The organism is Klenkia terrae, from assembly GCF_900491935.1.
In the GTDB taxonomy this organism is placed as follows: domain Bacteria; phylum Actinomycetota; class Actinomycetes; order Mycobacteriales; family Geodermatophilaceae; genus Klenkia; species Klenkia terrae.
This window is the reverse complement of the sequence record NZ_UEXK01000004.1, coordinates 4,354,818-4,368,264: the sequence shown is the minus strand read 5'-3', so window position 1 is coordinate 4,368,264 and position 13,447 is coordinate 4,354,818. Positions and strand designations below refer to the sequence as shown.

At 75.0% G+C, this 13,447-nt stretch carries 15 protein-coding genes; 6 read left to right on the top strand and 9 right to left on the bottom strand.

Translation table 11 applies throughout. From position 1 onward, the window contains the following. Positions 1–12 precede the first annotated feature (12 nt). Positions 13–903, bottom strand: coding sequence for an NAD-dependent epimerase/dehydratase family protein (locus tag LFA75_RS21670; protein ID WP_225235652.1), 891 nt, complete (start codon positions 901–903; stop codon positions 13–15). Between the two features lie 74 nt (positions 904–977). On the opposite strand from LFA75_RS21670, the gene LFA75_RS21665 reads away from it, so the two are divergent. Next, positions 978–2,132 (top strand): lycopene cyclase family protein, encoded by a 1,155-nt coding sequence (locus LFA75_RS21665; protein WP_225235651.1) that lies wholly within the window; start codon positions 978–980, stop codon positions 2,130–2,132. On the opposite strand, the gene LFA75_RS21660 is transcribed toward LFA75_RS21665, so the two are convergent. The 3 genes from LFA75_RS21660 to LFA75_RS21650 form a co-directional block, all read right to left on the bottom strand. Further along, positions 2,114–2,584: a group II truncated hemoglobin gene (locus tag LFA75_RS21660; protein ID WP_225235650.1), complete on the bottom strand. Its 471-nt coding sequence runs from the start codon at positions 2,582–2,584 to the stop codon at positions 2,114–2,116. The genes LFA75_RS21665 and LFA75_RS21660 overlap by 19 nt on opposite strands. A 62-nt stretch (positions 2,585–2,646) precedes the next feature. Then, complete coding sequence (locus LFA75_RS21655) at positions 2,647–3,381, bottom strand: HpcH/HpaI aldolase family protein (RefSeq protein WP_225235649.1); 735 nt, start codon at positions 3,379–3,381, stop codon at positions 2,647–2,649. A gap of 44 nt (positions 3,382–3,425) precedes the next feature. Further along, complete coding sequence (locus tag LFA75_RS21650; protein WP_225235648.1) at positions 3,426–4,610, bottom strand: NADP-dependent oxidoreductase; 1,185 nt, start codon at positions 4,608–4,610, stop codon at positions 3,426–3,428. Positions 4,611–4,699: 89 nt separating this feature from the next. Here LFA75_RS21650 and LFA75_RS21645 point away from each other — a divergent pair, with 89 nt between their 5' ends. Both LFA75_RS21645 and LFA75_RS21640 read left to right on the top strand, forming a co-directional pair. Beyond that, complete coding sequence (locus LFA75_RS21645) at positions 4,700–5,557, top strand: alpha/beta fold hydrolase (protein WP_225235647.1); 858 nt, start codon at positions 4,700–4,702, stop codon at positions 5,555–5,557. A 103-nt stretch (positions 5,558–5,660) separates the two neighbouring features. Further along, complete coding sequence (locus LFA75_RS21640; RefSeq protein WP_225235646.1) at positions 5,661–6,245, top strand: TetR/AcrR family transcriptional regulator; 585 nt, start codon at positions 5,661–5,663, stop codon at positions 6,243–6,245. Positions 6,246–6,269: 24 nt separating this feature from the next. Here LFA75_RS21640 and LFA75_RS21635 read toward each other — a convergent pair whose 3' ends face one another. The 5 genes from LFA75_RS21635 to LFA75_RS21615 form a co-directional block, all read right to left on the bottom strand. Beyond that, positions 6,270–6,896, bottom strand: a complete 627-nt coding sequence (locus LFA75_RS21635; protein ID WP_225235645.1) for an isochorismatase family protein — start codon at positions 6,894–6,896, stop codon at positions 6,270–6,272. A 133-nt stretch (positions 6,897–7,029) separates the two neighbouring features. After that, positions 7,030–7,821, bottom strand: coding sequence for a dienelactone hydrolase family protein (locus LFA75_RS21630; protein ID WP_225235644.1), 792 nt, complete (start codon positions 7,819–7,821; stop codon positions 7,030–7,032). Between the two features lie 58 nt (positions 7,822–7,879). Continuing rightward, positions 7,880–8,338, bottom strand: a complete 459-nt coding sequence (locus tag LFA75_RS21625) for a universal stress protein (RefSeq protein ID WP_225235643.1) — start codon at positions 8,336–8,338, stop codon at positions 7,880–7,882. A 2-nt stretch (positions 8,339–8,340) separates the two neighbouring features. Further along, positions 8,341–9,753 (bottom strand): APC family permease, encoded by a 1,413-nt coding sequence (locus tag LFA75_RS21620; protein ID WP_225235642.1) that lies wholly within the window; start codon positions 9,751–9,753, stop codon positions 8,341–8,343. Positions 9,754–9,799: 46 nt separating this feature from the next. Then, positions 9,800–10,408: a TetR/AcrR family transcriptional regulator gene (locus tag LFA75_RS21615; protein ID WP_225235641.1), complete on the bottom strand. Its 609-nt coding sequence runs from the start codon at positions 10,406–10,408 to the stop codon at positions 9,800–9,802. Between the two features lie 54 nt (positions 10,409–10,462). Between LFA75_RS21615 and LFA75_RS21610 the strand changes: the two genes are divergently transcribed. The 3 genes from LFA75_RS21610 to LFA75_RS21600 all read left to right on the top strand — a co-directional run bounded on the left by LFA75_RS21610 (position 10,463) and on the right by LFA75_RS21600 (position 13,419). Beyond that, a complete protein-coding gene (locus LFA75_RS21610; RefSeq protein WP_225235640.1) occupies positions 10,463–11,260 on the top strand; it encodes an SDR family NAD(P)-dependent oxidoreductase in 798 nt (265 codons plus the stop codon). Positions 11,261–11,264: 4 nt separating this feature from the next. Next, positions 11,265–12,299 (top strand): aldo/keto reductase, encoded by a 1,035-nt coding sequence (locus tag LFA75_RS21605; protein ID WP_225235639.1) that lies wholly within the window; start codon positions 11,265–11,267, stop codon positions 12,297–12,299. 91 nt (positions 12,300–12,390) lie between these two features. Beyond that, positions 12,391–13,419, top strand: a complete 1,029-nt coding sequence (locus LFA75_RS21600) for an aldo/keto reductase (protein WP_318250048.1) — start codon at positions 12,391–12,393, stop codon at positions 13,417–13,419. The last annotated feature ends 28 nt before the right edge of the window (positions 13,420–13,447 follow it).

The window sequence follows — 13,447 nt, the reverse complement described above, 5'->3', positions numbered from 1 at the left end:
GACCCGCCCGGGTCACCGTTGCGCGGTGAGGCCCTCCCGCAGCTCGGCCAGGGCCGCGTCGAGGCCGACCTGCGGCGTCCATCCCCAGCGTCGGGCCCGGTCGGTGCGCAGCTGCCCGGTCCACACCGGCTCGTCGGTCCACTCCGGCTCGATGCCGGTCGCCTGGCCCACCGCCCCGAGGTACTCGCCCCAGGTGGCCGGCTCACCGGCGACCAGCACCGGGGTGGTGCCGCCGGCGACGGGGCCCTGCTCGGGGTCCTCGCTGGTCGCGACCGCGCCCACGGCGAGATCGGCGAGGAACGCCGCCAGGTCGTCCACGTGCACCCAGGCCCAGCTCTTCGCCGGGTTCACGCTGCGGTCGCCGTCGCGGAAGCTCTGCGGGCGCAGCGTGTTCCAGGTCGACGTCTCGCCGGCCCCCGCGATCGCCGGCGGGCGGACCAGCACCGTCGTCAGGCCACCCACCTGCGCCAGCGCGGTGTCGGCGGCGTTCTTCGTGTCGGGGTAGTCGCCGCTGCCGTCGGGCAGCAGCGCGGCGTCCTCCGCCAGGTCGCCCAGGCCCGCGGAGCGGTCGTAGACCCCCGCGGTCGAGACGTGCACGAGCCGGGCGACGCTGGCGGCGGCCGCCGCCCGGGCCAGGGCCGCGGTGCCCTCGACGCCCACCTCGTGCTGCACCTCCCGGGAGGAGCCCATGGGGTGGACGGTGGTCACGACGGCGTCGGCACCCTCGAGCACGTCCGCGGCGTCCCCGACGTGCTCGGTGACGCCGTCGAGCGACGGCGCCGTGCCGGGACGGCGGACGACGGCGCGCACCGAGGCCGACCGCGCCGCGAGCGCCCGGCACACCGCCGCGCCGACGAGGCCGTTCGCACCGGTGACCACCACGACGGGAGAGGGAGAACTCATGCCCACCACCCTGCGCCGTGCCCGGCCGGTCCGCAGAAGAGGCCGACCGCGCGGCGGCCTGGTTGGCTCACGGCATGACGTCGTCCGCGCGCTGGGACGTCGTCGTCGCGGGGGCCGGGCCGGCCGGGCTCGCCGTCGCGGCCGCCTGCGCGGGCCGGGGACTGTCGGTGGTCGTGGTCGCCCCGGCGCTGCGGCCGTGGACGCAGACCTACGGGCTGTGGGCCGACGAGCTGGCCGAGGCGGAGACCGCGCTCCTCGGCGGCACCCCGGCCGGCACGCGCTACCCGACCACCCTGGTCCGCACCGGCGCCGGCGACCACGACGTCGGCCGGGCCTATGCGCGGCTGGACAACGCCCGGGTGCACGCGACGCTGCTGGACCGGGTGGGCGAGGTCCGCACCGGGACCGTCGAGGAGGTCCGGGCGGGGCGCACCGCCGTCCTCGCCGACGGCACCGAGCTGACCGGCGGGGTCGTCGTGGACGCCCGCGGGAGCGGACCGGGCACCGCCCAGCAGCGCGCCTGGGGGGTGCAGGTCGAGGGACCGGTGCCCGACGTCGTCCCCGGCGACGGCGCGCTGCTCATGGACTGGGCGGCGCTGCGCGACCCGGCCCGCCGACAGGCGCCGGCGTTCCTCTACGGCATGGGCCTGGACGACGGCACCGTGCTGCTGGAAGCCACCTCCCTGGCCGCCCGCCCGCCGGTGCCGCTCCCCCAGCTGCGTGACCGGCTGCACGCCTACCTGGCGCAGCGCGGTCTGCGGACCGTCGGCGACCCCGAGAAGGTGGCCATCGTGCTGGACGCCCCGGCCACCCGCTCCGGCGCGGCACCGGTCGGCGCCGCGGCCGGGCTGGTCCACCCGGCCACCGGCTACAGCGTCGCGACGTCGCTGCGGCTGGGCCCGGTGGTCGCCGACGCCGTCGTCCGCGGTGCGGGTCCGGCCGAGGTGCAGGCCCTGGTGCGCTCCCGTCGCCGCCGGGCCACCCTCGCGCTGCTCGGCCTGGGCCGCGAGGTGCTGCTCGGCCTCGACGAGGCGCAGACCGACGCCTTCTTCGCCGCGTTCTTCACCCTGCCGCAGCGGGCCTGGGCGGCCTACCTGGACGTCGGCAGCTCCCCCACCGCCGTGGCGGCCGCGATGCTCCGGGTCGCCGCCGCGCTGCCGCCGTCGGGCAGGCGCACGCTGCTGGCCGGGGTGGCCCGCTCGCTCCGCCGTCAGACGCCGGGCCGGTAGGGCGGCGCGACGCCCCAGCCCCAGCGGGGCACCGGGGCGTGCTCGACCACGGCGGCGTCCACGGCCGAGTTCTGCACCGCCAGCCGGGTGCCCCACTCGGCGTAGCCCATCAGCGCGGCCCGCAGCTCCGGGTCGTCGGGCAGCTCGGCGTCGGCGGCGCGGGAGAGCAGCGTGACGAACCGCAGCCGCTGCTCCGGGGAGATCTGCAGGCCGCGGTGGTGGGCGAGCATCCGCTCGTACCCGCCCAGGGCGGCGGTGTAGTCGCCCGGTCCGCCCATCACCTCGCACCACCAGGTGGTGACGTCGCGGCGGTGCTGCGCGGAGACCCGCCCGCCGAAGACCGGCGCCAGCAGGTCGTCGTCCTCGACCAGGTCGTAGAAGCGACCGAGCCAGCGCTCGAGGGCGGGACGGCCGCCCGCCCAGTCGTGGATCGTCGGCGGGTCCGTCGCCATGTGCGCACCTCCGGTCGGCGGGGCCGATCGTGGCCCTGCCGACCCCGCCGGTGCAACGGGGTTCAGCGCAGCGCCTGGGCCGCCCCGGTCGCGGTGACCCACAGGTCCGTCGCCACGGCGAGGCAGTCGATGCCGCGGGCGGCGAACCGGGCCGCGGTCGCCGGGTCCCCGCCGTACGCGCCGACGGGGACGCCGGCCGCCCGGCCGGCGGCGGTGATCCGGTCCAGCGCGGAGTCCGCCGTCCGGTCGTCCAGCAGGCCGTCGACCGTGCTGCCCAGGGTCAGCGCGAGGTCGTTGGGGCCGATGAACAGCAGCCCCACGCCCTCGACCGCGGCGATCTCCTCGACCCGGTCCAGGGCGGCGGCGGACTCGATCATCACCGCGCACACGACCTGGTCGTTCGTCGTCCCGAGGTCGGTGGCCGGCTCGCCCCAGGTCGGGGTCAACTGGCCCGCGCTGCGCCGGCCCAGCGGCGGGTAGCTCGCCGCCTCGACGGCCGCGCGGGCCTGCTCGGGGGAGTCGACCTGCGGCACGACGACGGCCGCCGCCCCGGCGTCCAGCGCCAGGCCGATCCCGGTGAACTCCGCCGAGGGCACCCGGACGACGAGGTCGGCCGGCGTCCCGTGCCACAGCCGAGCCACCTCGAGCAGCTCGGCGCGGCCGTAGGTGCCGTGCTGCATGTCCAAGCAGACCCAGTCGAAGCCGGCCTGGCCCAGCCGGCGGACGGTGCCGGGTGAGGCGTCGGAGCACCACACCCCGCGGCCGCCGGGTCCGAAGCCTGCCGGGGTGCTCGTCATGGTCGAACGCTAACGGTCGGAGGTGGGGTCCGGGGTGGCCTGGTTCACTCGCGGTCATGGACGACACCGTGCCCGGACCGCTGCTGGACCCCACCGAGCCCGTCCCCGACGACCCGGGCGAGCTGCTGCCCGACGCCCCGGAGCCGCTGCCCCCGGCGCCGGTCGAGCCGAGCCCCGAGGGCCCGGGCGGGGACCCCGACGGGGTCCCCGAACCCGCCTGACCCGGCGCGTGAGCGCACGCTGACGACCACCTTGCCCTTGGCCCGGCCGGTGGCCAGGTGCGCGTAGGCCTGGTCGGTCTCGGCGAACGGGTAGACCCGGTCGACCACCGGCCGCAGGACGCCGTCGTCCACGAGCGCGGCGATCTGCTCGAGCTGCGCGCCCGAGGAGTGCATGAAGAGAAACGAGTAGCGCACCCCGGCCTTCCTCGCGCGCCGGTTGGTGCGCAGCGAGAGCACGCCCATCACCGTCTGCAGGACCGGGCTGAGGCCGAGGGACTTGGCGAACGCCCGGTCGGGCGGGCCCTTGACGCCGACGACCTGCCCGCCGCGGCGCAGCACGCCGAACGACTTGTCCAGCACCTCCCCGCCCAGGCCGTCCAGGACCAGGTCCTGGTCGTGCACCAGCTCGGCGAAGTCCTGCGTGCGGTGGTCGACGACCTGGTCGGCGCCCAGCGCGCGGACCCACTCGACGTTCGACGTCCCGGTCGTGGTGGCGACGGTCGCGCCCAGGTGCTTGGCGATCTGGACGGCGACGCTGCCCAGCCCCCCGGAACCGGCGTGCACCAGCACCCGCTGGCCCGGCCGGACGTGCGCGCGCTCGACCAGCACCTGCCAGGCGGTGAGCGAGACCAGCGGCAGCGAGGCGGCCTCGACCATCGACAGGCCGGCCGGCGTGCGCGCCAGGTCGGACTCGGCGACGGCGACCCGCTCGGTCATCGTGCCGCCGGGCCGGGCGACGTCCAGGCAGCCGAACACCTCGTCGCCCACGGCGAACCGGGTGACGGCGGGGCCGACGGCGGTCACCACACCGGCCAGGTCCTGGCCGTAGGTCAGCGGCACGGGGGCCGGGAGGAAGGCCTTGAACTCGCCCCGGCCGACCATGAGGTCGGCGACGTTCAGGGCCGCGGCGTGCACCTCGACCAGCACGTCGTGCGGTTCGAGGACGGGCTCGGGGACGTCGGCCAGGTGCAGCGGGCCCCTGTACGCATCGATCTGCCAAGCCTTCACGGGAGTCCTCTCGGTGGCGGCGCCTTGCTCGTTCGCTGAGCGTACTCAACAATGAGTTCACTCAGTAACCGCAATCCTGGAGTGCCCGCATGAGCTCGACCCCGGACGTCGTCACCAGCTACGCCCTCGCCCCGCAGCGCACCGTCACCGCGGACGGCGTGACGTTCGCGTACCGCGAGCTGGGCCCGCGCGGCGGCGTCCCGGTCGTGTTCTTCGTGCACCTGGCCGCCACGCTGGACAACTGGGACCCGCGGATCGTCAATCCCGTCGCCGCCGGCCGGCACGTGATCACCTTCGACAACCGCGGCGTCGGCGGGTCCACCGGCAAGGTGCCCGGCACGGTCGAGGAGATGGCCGCCGACGCGCACACCTTCCTCCGCGCCCTGGGCCACGAGCAGGTCGACGTGTTCGCCTTCTCCCTGGGCGGCATGGTCGCCCAGGACCTCGTCGTCGCCCACCCCGAGCTGGTCCGCCGCCTGGTGCTGACCGGCACCGGCCCACGCGGGGGGAAGGACATGGACAAGGTCGCCCGGACGACGTTCTACGACATCGCCCGGGCCACGCTGACCCGCTCGGACCCCAAGGAGTTCCTCTTCTTCGAGCGCGACGCCGCCGGCAAGGCCGCCGCCAAGGCGTTCGTGCGCCGACTGCAGGAGCGCACCGTCGGCCGGGACGCCAACATCAAGCCACTGGCGTTCCTGACCCAGCTGCAGGCCATCAAGCGCTACGGCCGTTCGGCGCCCTCGAACCTCGCCGCATTCACGCAGCCGACGCTGATCGCCAACGGCGACCACGACCGGATGGTGCCCTCGGTGCTGTCGCAGGACCTGCACCGGCGCATCCCGGGCAGCGAGCTGGTCGTCTACCCCGGCTCCGGCCACGGCGGGATCTTCCAGTTCCACGAGCAGTTCGCGCCCGTCGCCGTCGAGTTCCTGGGCCGGGGCTGAGCCGCACCGGGGGGTGTGCAGACGCGGCACCCCGGGGGGCCACCATGGCCACGGGCGCCGGACCGCACGCGGCGTCCCGAGCAGAGAGGTGCGCGACCCGCCGATGACGACGCCGACAGGCCGCCGCGAGCGCAACAAGCAGGACAAGCTGGCCCGGATCACCGCCGCGGCCCGCGAGCTGTTCGAGGAGCACGGCGCCGACGAGGTCACCACGCAGCAGATCGCCGACCGCGCCGACGTCGCGATCGGCACGCTGTTCTTCCACGCGCGGACCAAGGCCGAGCTGCTGCTGCTGGTGCAGAACTCCCGCTACGTCGAGGCGCTGGAGCGCGGCCGGGCCGCCGCCGAGGCGGCCGCCACCCCGTTGGACGCCGTCATGGCGTTGGTCGGCGAGACGGTCGCCTGCAACCGGAAGCAGGTCGACAACGGCCGCACCTACCTGCGCGAGCTGGTGTTCGGCGACCCGGCGGAGCCACACCACCGGGCCGCGCTGGAGCTTGCCGGGCAGGCCGAGGTCGCGGTGGCCGAGGTGCTCACCCGGGCCGGCGAGGACCCGGACTCCGCTGCGGTCCGGGCCTCGGTCGTCACCGCTGTCCTGTTCCTCGGCATGGCGACGGCCGGCCCGGAGGACAGCACCGCCGACGTCCTCACCGGGATCCGGACCCGGCTGCAGCTGCTGGTCGGCTGACCGCCGCGGCCGGGCCCGACCCGGTCAGCGGGCCGCGCCCTGGGTGGCCGAGACCACCAGGTTCGACCCGGCCAGCGGGGCACCGGACCCCACGGCCTGCACCCAGCCGTCGGTGTCGGTGACCGCGGCCCAGTTCGAGTGCAGCAGCGCCATCAGCGTGGTGTGCAGCGTCCGCGCGTCGACCGAGCCGGCCTCGTTGCTCAGCGCGATCGCGCCGGTGGCGTCGGAGAGCACCTCGACGGCCAGCCCGTGCGTCTCGGCCTCGGCGGCCGAGACGAGCACGCAGTTGTTGGTCATGAAGCCGACCAGCGCGATCGTGTCGACGTCGCGCTCCCGCAGCCAGTCGCGCAGCCCGGTGCCGGCGAAGACGGTGCCGAACTGCTTCTCGGAGCGGAACGCCCCGGCCGGCACCCGCTGCTCGACCTCGGGGTGCAGCTGCCACTCCGGGGTGGTCGGGTCGAACACCGGGGCGCCCTCCCCCGAGGTGTGCTGCAGGACGGCGACCGGGACCCCGGCCGCCGTCGCGGCGTCGATCGCCGCGGCGATGCGCGGCAGCGACTCGGCGTGCGGCGGGTGCTGCACCTCCAGCGGGCCGCCGAAGTACTGCTGCTGGACGTCGATGACGACGAGGGCGCGACGGGGTGCGGGCACGGGGTACCTCCTGGGATCGGGNGATCGTAGGTCTGATGTAGGAATGTGGAGTCGGTGTGTATCGTGTGTGCTGTTTTTTTTGTGATGCGCGCGCCGCCCGGCCAGTACTACGCAAGGATTGTCGGGGGCCGCCTCAGATGTGAAAAGGAGGCGGGGGTGCCCCCGGGCCGGGCGGGGCCACCCAGGAGCGCCGGTCGGCGGTCTCCTGGTAGGCCACGCCGTGCTCGGGAGCATCCGCGCCGGGGACGGCGAAGGCGTGCAGCGCGTCGCTGTAGCTGACCACCTGCCAGTCCGGGGCACCGGCGCCGCGCACCTCGTCCTGGAACTCCGCGACCGCGGAGACCGGCACCATCGGGTCGTCGGCCCCGGTGAGCACCAGCACGGACGCGGTCACGCTCCCCGCCTCGGCGGGCGCGCCGGTGCCCAGGCCGCCGTGGAAGGACACCACCCCGCGGACGTCGGCACCGGCCCGGGCGGCCTCCAATGCACCGCTGCCGCCGAAGCAGTAGCCCATGACGGCGATCCGCGCGGTGTCCACCCGCGGGTCGGCGCGCAGGGCGTCCAGGTTGGCCAGCACCCGGGCGCGGAAGAGCTCGACGTCGCCGTAGTACCGGCCGGCCAGGGCGGCCGACTCCTCGGGCGACGCGGGCTGCTCGTCGACGCCGAAGACGTCCCCGGCCAGCGCGACGTAGCCCAGCCGGGCCAGCATCTGCGCCCGCACCCGGACGTGGTCGGTCATCCCGGCCCAGTCGTGCAGCACCAGGACCGCCGGGCGCGGCCCCGCGGCGTCGGCCGGCGCGGCGAGGTAGCCCTCGAGCTCGGCGTCACCGCAGGAGTACCGGAGGGCGTCGGTCGCGACCGGGACAGCCGGGACCGAGTCCAGGATCCGCTCGAGCTCCGGCGTCAGGGTGGGTGCAGAGGTCATGCCCGGAAAGTACGCGCGAACCCGTCCTGCCCGTCCTCCTCGCCGGGCACACCGGCCGTCACCGTCCTCCGGACCCCGCCGTGGGCCGGCACACCAGCACCGGGCACGGCGCCGAGTGCTGGACGCGTGCGGCCGTCGTCCCCAGCAGGATCGTGGCGGTGAGGCCCCGGCTGCCCGAGGCCAGCGAGATCAGGCCGGCGTCGGTGTCCACGGCCGCGCGGATGATCTCGGCTGCCGGGGAGCCGCTGCGCACCTGCGTGTGGATCGTCGGGCCCCAGCCGTCGAAGACCGCGGCGACGTGGTCGACGGCCGCCGCGGCGTCGTCCTGGAAGCTGAAGTCGGTGGGTTCGGCGTTGCGCCGCTCGGTGAGCTCGTTGGCGAACGGCACGGCCGCGTAGGGGCTGACGACGGCCACCACGGTGACGTGGGTGATCTCCCTGGAGTCGGCTATCCACTGGAACTGCCGGGCCGCGGCCAGGGACGCCTGCGACCCGTCGGTGGCGACGATGACGTGCACGGTCAGTGCTCCTTCGGGGTGGACGGGGTGGTCGAGGACCGCTTCCTCGACGCGCGCTGGGCCAGGAGGAGGACCACGCCGAGCGCGAGCAGCCCGGCCACCCACAGCAGGGCACCCGGGTCGTCGTAGAGCGTGTAGACGAGCACGAGGAGGTTGCCGACGACGCCCAGCACGAGCAGGGGCGTGCTCGCCCGGTAGGTGTCCGCGGTCTCGTCGCTGCCACGCAGCTTGAGGCACGCGACGATGACCAGCGCGTAGATGAAGAGCAGGAAGACCACGGTGATCGTGGCCAACCGGTCGACGACGTCGAGGTCGGAGCCGCTGAGCTGCAGCACGGCGCCGATGACCAGCAGCGCGCCGACCACCGCGGCGCCGAACAGCAGCGCGACGTAGGGGCTGCGGCGGGTGGGGTGCACCTTCTCGAACACCGCCGGGACGACGTCCTCCCGGGCCATCCCGTACAGGATCCGGGACTGGGCCACGACGGTGACCAGTGCGGTGTTGCTGATCGCGACCATGGCGATCAGCCCGAACACCACCAGCATGACGCTCGCCGGGATCGGCAGCAGGTCCGCCCGGATCACCTCCAGCAGCGTGTTGCCGGCCAGCACGTCGACCGGCACCGCGAGGGCCGCGGCGATCGACACCAGGACGTAGACACCACCGGCGGTCACCATGCCGCCGATGAGCGCCCGCGGGAAGGACCGGGACGGGTCGATGGTCTCCTCGGCGACGTTGGCGGCGTTCTCGAACCCGGTCATGGCGAAGAAGGCGAGCGAGACCCCGGCGACCACCGCGATGGCCTTGCTGCCCTCGCCGCTGAACTCCACGAGCACCGCGGGGTCCCCGATGCCCTGGAACACCGCGATCACCCCGATGACCACGATGATCAGCAGCCCGCTGAGCTCGATGAACGTCATGACCACGTTGGCCACCACCGACTCGGTGATGCCGATCAGGTTCACCAGCGTGATCACGGCGACGAAGGCCAGCGCGATGAGCAGCGCCGGCACGACGGTGTCCTCGCTCATCCCGACCACCCCGGCGAAGTACCGGACGAAGCCCGCGGCCAGCGAGCCCACCGCGGCCATGTTGGCCGAGAGCATGCAGATCGTGATGAAGAAGGTCAGGACGGGCTTGCCGAAGGCCTTGTTCACGTAGAGCGATGCGCCCGCGGCCTGCGGGTACTTGGTGACCAGCTCGGCGTAGGCGAGGCCGGTCACGGTGGCCACCGTGACGCCGGCCAGGAACGCCATCCAGAACGCCCCGCCGACAGCCGCCGCGACCAGACCGATGAGCACGTAGATGCCCGAGCCGAGGACGTCGCCGACCACGTAGAAGTACAGCTGCTTGGCGGTGATCGAGCGCTTGAGCTCGCTGCGACCCGGGCTCTCCGCGACGTCGGGTGTGGTCATGGGGCGAAGCTAGGCGCGCACAGGTACCGCACAGGTGTCGGTCAGGTCACGATCCGGATCGGGCCGGTGCGTCCAGCGCGTGCAGCGCCTGGTCCAGCGCGGCCTCCAGCGGCCAGGGGTCGTGCAGCGGCTGGCTGAGCACCAGCCCACCCTGGATGGCCGACAGGATCGAGGCCGCGATCCGCCGGGGGTCGGCGTCGGCAGGGACCGAGCCGCCCTCCTGCATCCGCCGCACCCCCGCGGCCAGCAGGTCCGCCCAGGCGCCGAACGCGCCGGCCACGGTGGCCGCCAGCTCGGGGTCCCGCGCCGCGGCCTCGGTGGCCAGCGAGCCGATCGGGCAGGCCCACCGGCCCTGGCCGATGTAGTAGTCGACCAGCGCCGACCGCCAGGCCTCCCAGGAGGCGCGGGTGGACAGGTCGTGCACGTGCGGCTCCTGGGCGGCCAGCAGCTCGGCGCCCTCCCACTCGGCGACCGCCCGCACCAGCTCGGACTTGCCGCCGGGGAAGTAGTGGAACAGCTGGGACTTGCTGGTCAGCGTGGCGGCGCGGACGTCGTCCAGGCTGGTGCCGCCGATGCCCGCGGCCAGGATCTGCCGGCCGGTCTCCTCGACGATGCGCTGCCGGGTGCGCCGGCCCCGCTCGGTCAACTCCGCCATGCGCCCACCGTACCCCGCTGGACCGTTCGGTCCACTCCCTGCTACAACTGGACCATGCGGTCCAATCATGACGTCCTGTCCACCCTCCCCCGCGACGACCGGCTGGCCGGGCGCACCGCCTGGGTCACCGGCTCCACCAGCGGCATCGGCGAGGCCGTCGCCCACGTCCTCGCCGCCTCCGGCGCCACCGTGCTGGTCAGCGGGCGCGACGCCGCCCGCGCCGACGCCGTCACCGCCGCGATCGCCGCCGCCGGCGGCACCGCCCACACCCTCGTGGCCGACCTGGCCGCCCCGCCCGCGCAGCTGCGGGCCACCGCGGCCCGGGCGGTCGAGCTGGCCGGTGGCCGGCTCGACGTGCTGGTGAACAACGCCGGGGTCTACCCGGTCTCGGCCACCGAGGACCTCGCCGACGACGACCTCGAGTCGATGCTGGCGGTCAACGTCCGTGCCCCGCACGTGCTGGTCGGCGCGCTCGCCCCGGCCATGGCCGACCGCGGGGACGGCGTCGTGGTCGACATCGGCTCCTGGATGGCCCGGGTCGGCAGCCCGTTCGGCGCGATGTACACCGCCACCAAGGCGGCGCTGGAGCAGCTGACCCGGTCGTGGGCGGCCGAGTACGGCCCGCGCGGGGTCCGGGTGAACACCGTCGCCCCCGGCGTCACGGCCACCCCCGGCAACGCCGAGGCCGCCGCCGTGCTCGACCAGATGACCGCGTCCACCGTCGCCGGCCGCCCCGTGCGCCCGGTCGACGTCGCGCTCGCCGTCCGGTGGCTGGTCTCCGACGAGGCCGCGTTCGTGCACGGCACCACCGTGGACGTCGACGGCGGCATCTCCACCACCCGGCTGGGCTGACCCGGTGCGCACCCCGCTCCGCACCCTGGGCCGCTCCGGGCTGCTGGTCAGCCCGTTCACCCTCGGCGCCATGACGATCGGCAACGACGCCTGGGGCTCCGACGAGGCCACCTCCGGTGCGGTCCTGGACCGCTACCTGGACGCCGGCGGCACCGCCGTGGACACCGCCGACGTCTACTCCGGCGGCCGCAGCGAGGAGATCCTGGGCAGGTTGATCGCCGCCCGCGGGATCCGCGACCGGGTCGTGCTGGCCACCAAGTACGGCTTCAACACCGGCGGCGGCCCGCTGACCGGCGGCGCCGGCCGGAAGAACGCCGTCCGGTCGCTCGAGGGGTCGCTGCGCCGGCTGGGGACCGACTCGGTCGACCTGTTCTGGCTGCACGTCTGGGACGACGTCACCCCCGCCGAGGAGGTGCTGTCCACCATGGTCGACCTGGTCCGGGCCGGGAAGGTCGCGCACTGGGGCCTGTCCGACGTCCCCTCCTGGTTCGCCACCCAGGTGGCCACCCTGGCCGCCGCGCACGGCGCGCCCGGACCGGTCGCGCTCCAGCTGGAGTACTCCCTGGTGGCCCGGACGATCGAGGTCGAGCACGTCCGCGCGGCCCGGGAGCTCGGCCTGGGCATCGTGCCGTGGAGCCCGCTGGCCGGCGGGCTCCTGTCGGGCAAGTACCGGTCGGGCGCGGCCGGCGGGCGGCTGTCGGGACCGAACCCGTTCGGCAGCAGCAAGGACACCCCCGCCAACCGCGCCGTCGTCGAGGTGGTCCGCGAGGTCGCCGCCGACCTCGGCGCCGCACCGGCCCAGGTCGCCCTGGCCTGGGTGCTGGGCCGGCCCGGCGTCGACTCGGTGCTGGTCGGCGCCCGGACGCCGGAGCAGGTCACCGCCAACCTGGCGGCCGCCGACCTCGACCTGCCCGCCGACGCCCGCGCCCGCCTGGACCGGGCCGGCGCCCCCGACCTGGGACCGGCCGCGCTGTTCGAGCCCGCGACGATGGCGGCGGTGATCACCGGCGGCACGCCCTACGGTCGACGGGAGCGCTGAACCGGTGCAGGCCCGCCGTCCGCACCCGGGCGGTGGGCCTGCACCATCGACAGCCGACGCCCCCGCCGCACGTCCCGAGAGGACACCGCTCGTGATCACCGAGGACCGGACCGACTCCGGCTGGACCCCAGCCGCCGACCGCTACGCCACGACCGACTATCGCCGGGCCGGCCGCAGCGGACTGCTGCTGCCGCCCGTCTCGCTGGGCCTGTGGCAGAACTTCGGCGCCGACCGGCCGCTGGCCACCCCGCGGGCGATCCTGCGCCGGGCATTCGACCTCGGGGTCACCCACATCGACCTGGCCAACAACTACGGCCCGCCCTACGGCGCCGCCGAGACCACCTTCGGCCAGGTCCTGGCCAGCGACCTGCGCCCGTACCGCGACGAGCTGCTGATCTCCAGCAAGGCCGGCTACGACATGTGGCCGGGCCCCTACGGCGACGGCGGCTCCCGCAAGTACCTGGTCGCCAGCCTCGACCAGTCGCTGCGCCGCACCGGCCTGGACTACGTCGACGTCTTCTACTCCCACCGCCGGGACGTCGACACCCCGCTCGAGGAGACGATGGGCGCGCTGGACGCGATCGTCCGCAGCGGCAAGGCGCTCTACGTCGGCATCTCGAACTACTCCCCCGAGGACACCGCCCGGTCCGCCGAGCTGCTGGCCGACCTGGGCACCCCGCTGACGCTGCACCAGCCCCGGTACTCGATCTTCGACCGCAGCCCGGAGGGCGGTGTGCTGGAGGCGGCCGCGACGGCCGGGGCCGGTGTCGCGGTGTTCTCCCCGCTGGCCCAGGGCCGGCTGACCGACCGGTACCTCAACGGCGTCCCGGAGGGCTCGCGGGCCACCCGCAGCGCCTACCTGTCCGCCGACGACGTCACCGACGACCTGACCGCGCGCGCCCGGGCACTGAACGAGGTGGCGGCCGGCCGCGGGCAGACCCTCGCCCAGCTCGCGCTGCGCTGGGTGCTGCGCGACGAGCGGGTCACCACCGCGATCATCGGCGCGAGCTCGGTGGCGCAGTTGGAGGCCAACCTGCAGGCGCTGGCCGGCCCGGACCTGACCGCCGACGAGATCGCCGCGATCGAGCCGCACGCCGCCGCCGCGGGCAGCAGCCTCTGAGCAGAGGGGGGTTGCCGGTCCCCCCATG

Excerpts from the sequence above, each read along its gene's own strand:
- LFA75_RS21645 (WP_225235647.1), top strand. The coding sequence starts at position 4,700 with ATGAGCTCGACCCCGGACGTCGTCACCAGCTACGCCCTCGCCCCGCAG.
- LFA75_RS21615 (WP_225235641.1), bottom strand. The coding sequence starts at position 10,408 with ATGGCGGAGTTGACCGAGCGGGGCCGGCGCACCCGGCAGCGCATCGTC.
- LFA75_RS21620 (WP_225235642.1), bottom strand. The coding sequence starts at position 9,753 with ATGACCACACCCGACGTCGCGGAGAGCCCGGGTCGCAGCGAGCTCAAG.
- LFA75_RS21665 (WP_225235651.1), top strand. The coding sequence starts at position 978 with ATGACGTCGTCCGCGCGCTGGGACGTCGTCGTCGCGGGGGCCGGGCCG.
- LFA75_RS21660 (WP_225235650.1), bottom strand. The coding sequence starts at position 2,584 with ATGGCGACGGACCCGCCGACGATCCACGACTGGGCGGGCGGCCGTCCC.
- LFA75_RS21655 (WP_225235649.1), bottom strand. The coding sequence starts at position 3,381 with ATGACGAGCACCCCGGCAGGCTTCGGACCCGGCGGCCGCGGGGTGTGG.
- LFA75_RS21640 (WP_225235646.1), top strand. The coding sequence starts at position 5,661 with ATGACGACGCCGACAGGCCGCCGCGAGCGCAACAAGCAGGACAAGCTG.
- LFA75_RS21630 (WP_225235644.1), bottom strand. The coding sequence starts at position 7,821 with ATGACCTCTGCACCCACCCTGACGCCGGAGCTCGAGCGGATCCTGGAC.
- LFA75_RS21610 (WP_225235640.1), top strand. The coding sequence starts at position 10,463 with ATGCGGTCCAATCATGACGTCCTGTCCACCCTCCCCCGCGACGACCGG.
- LFA75_RS21670 (WP_225235652.1), bottom strand. The coding sequence starts at position 903 with ATGAGTTCTCCCTCTCCCGTCGTGGTGGTCACCGGTGCGAACGGCCTC.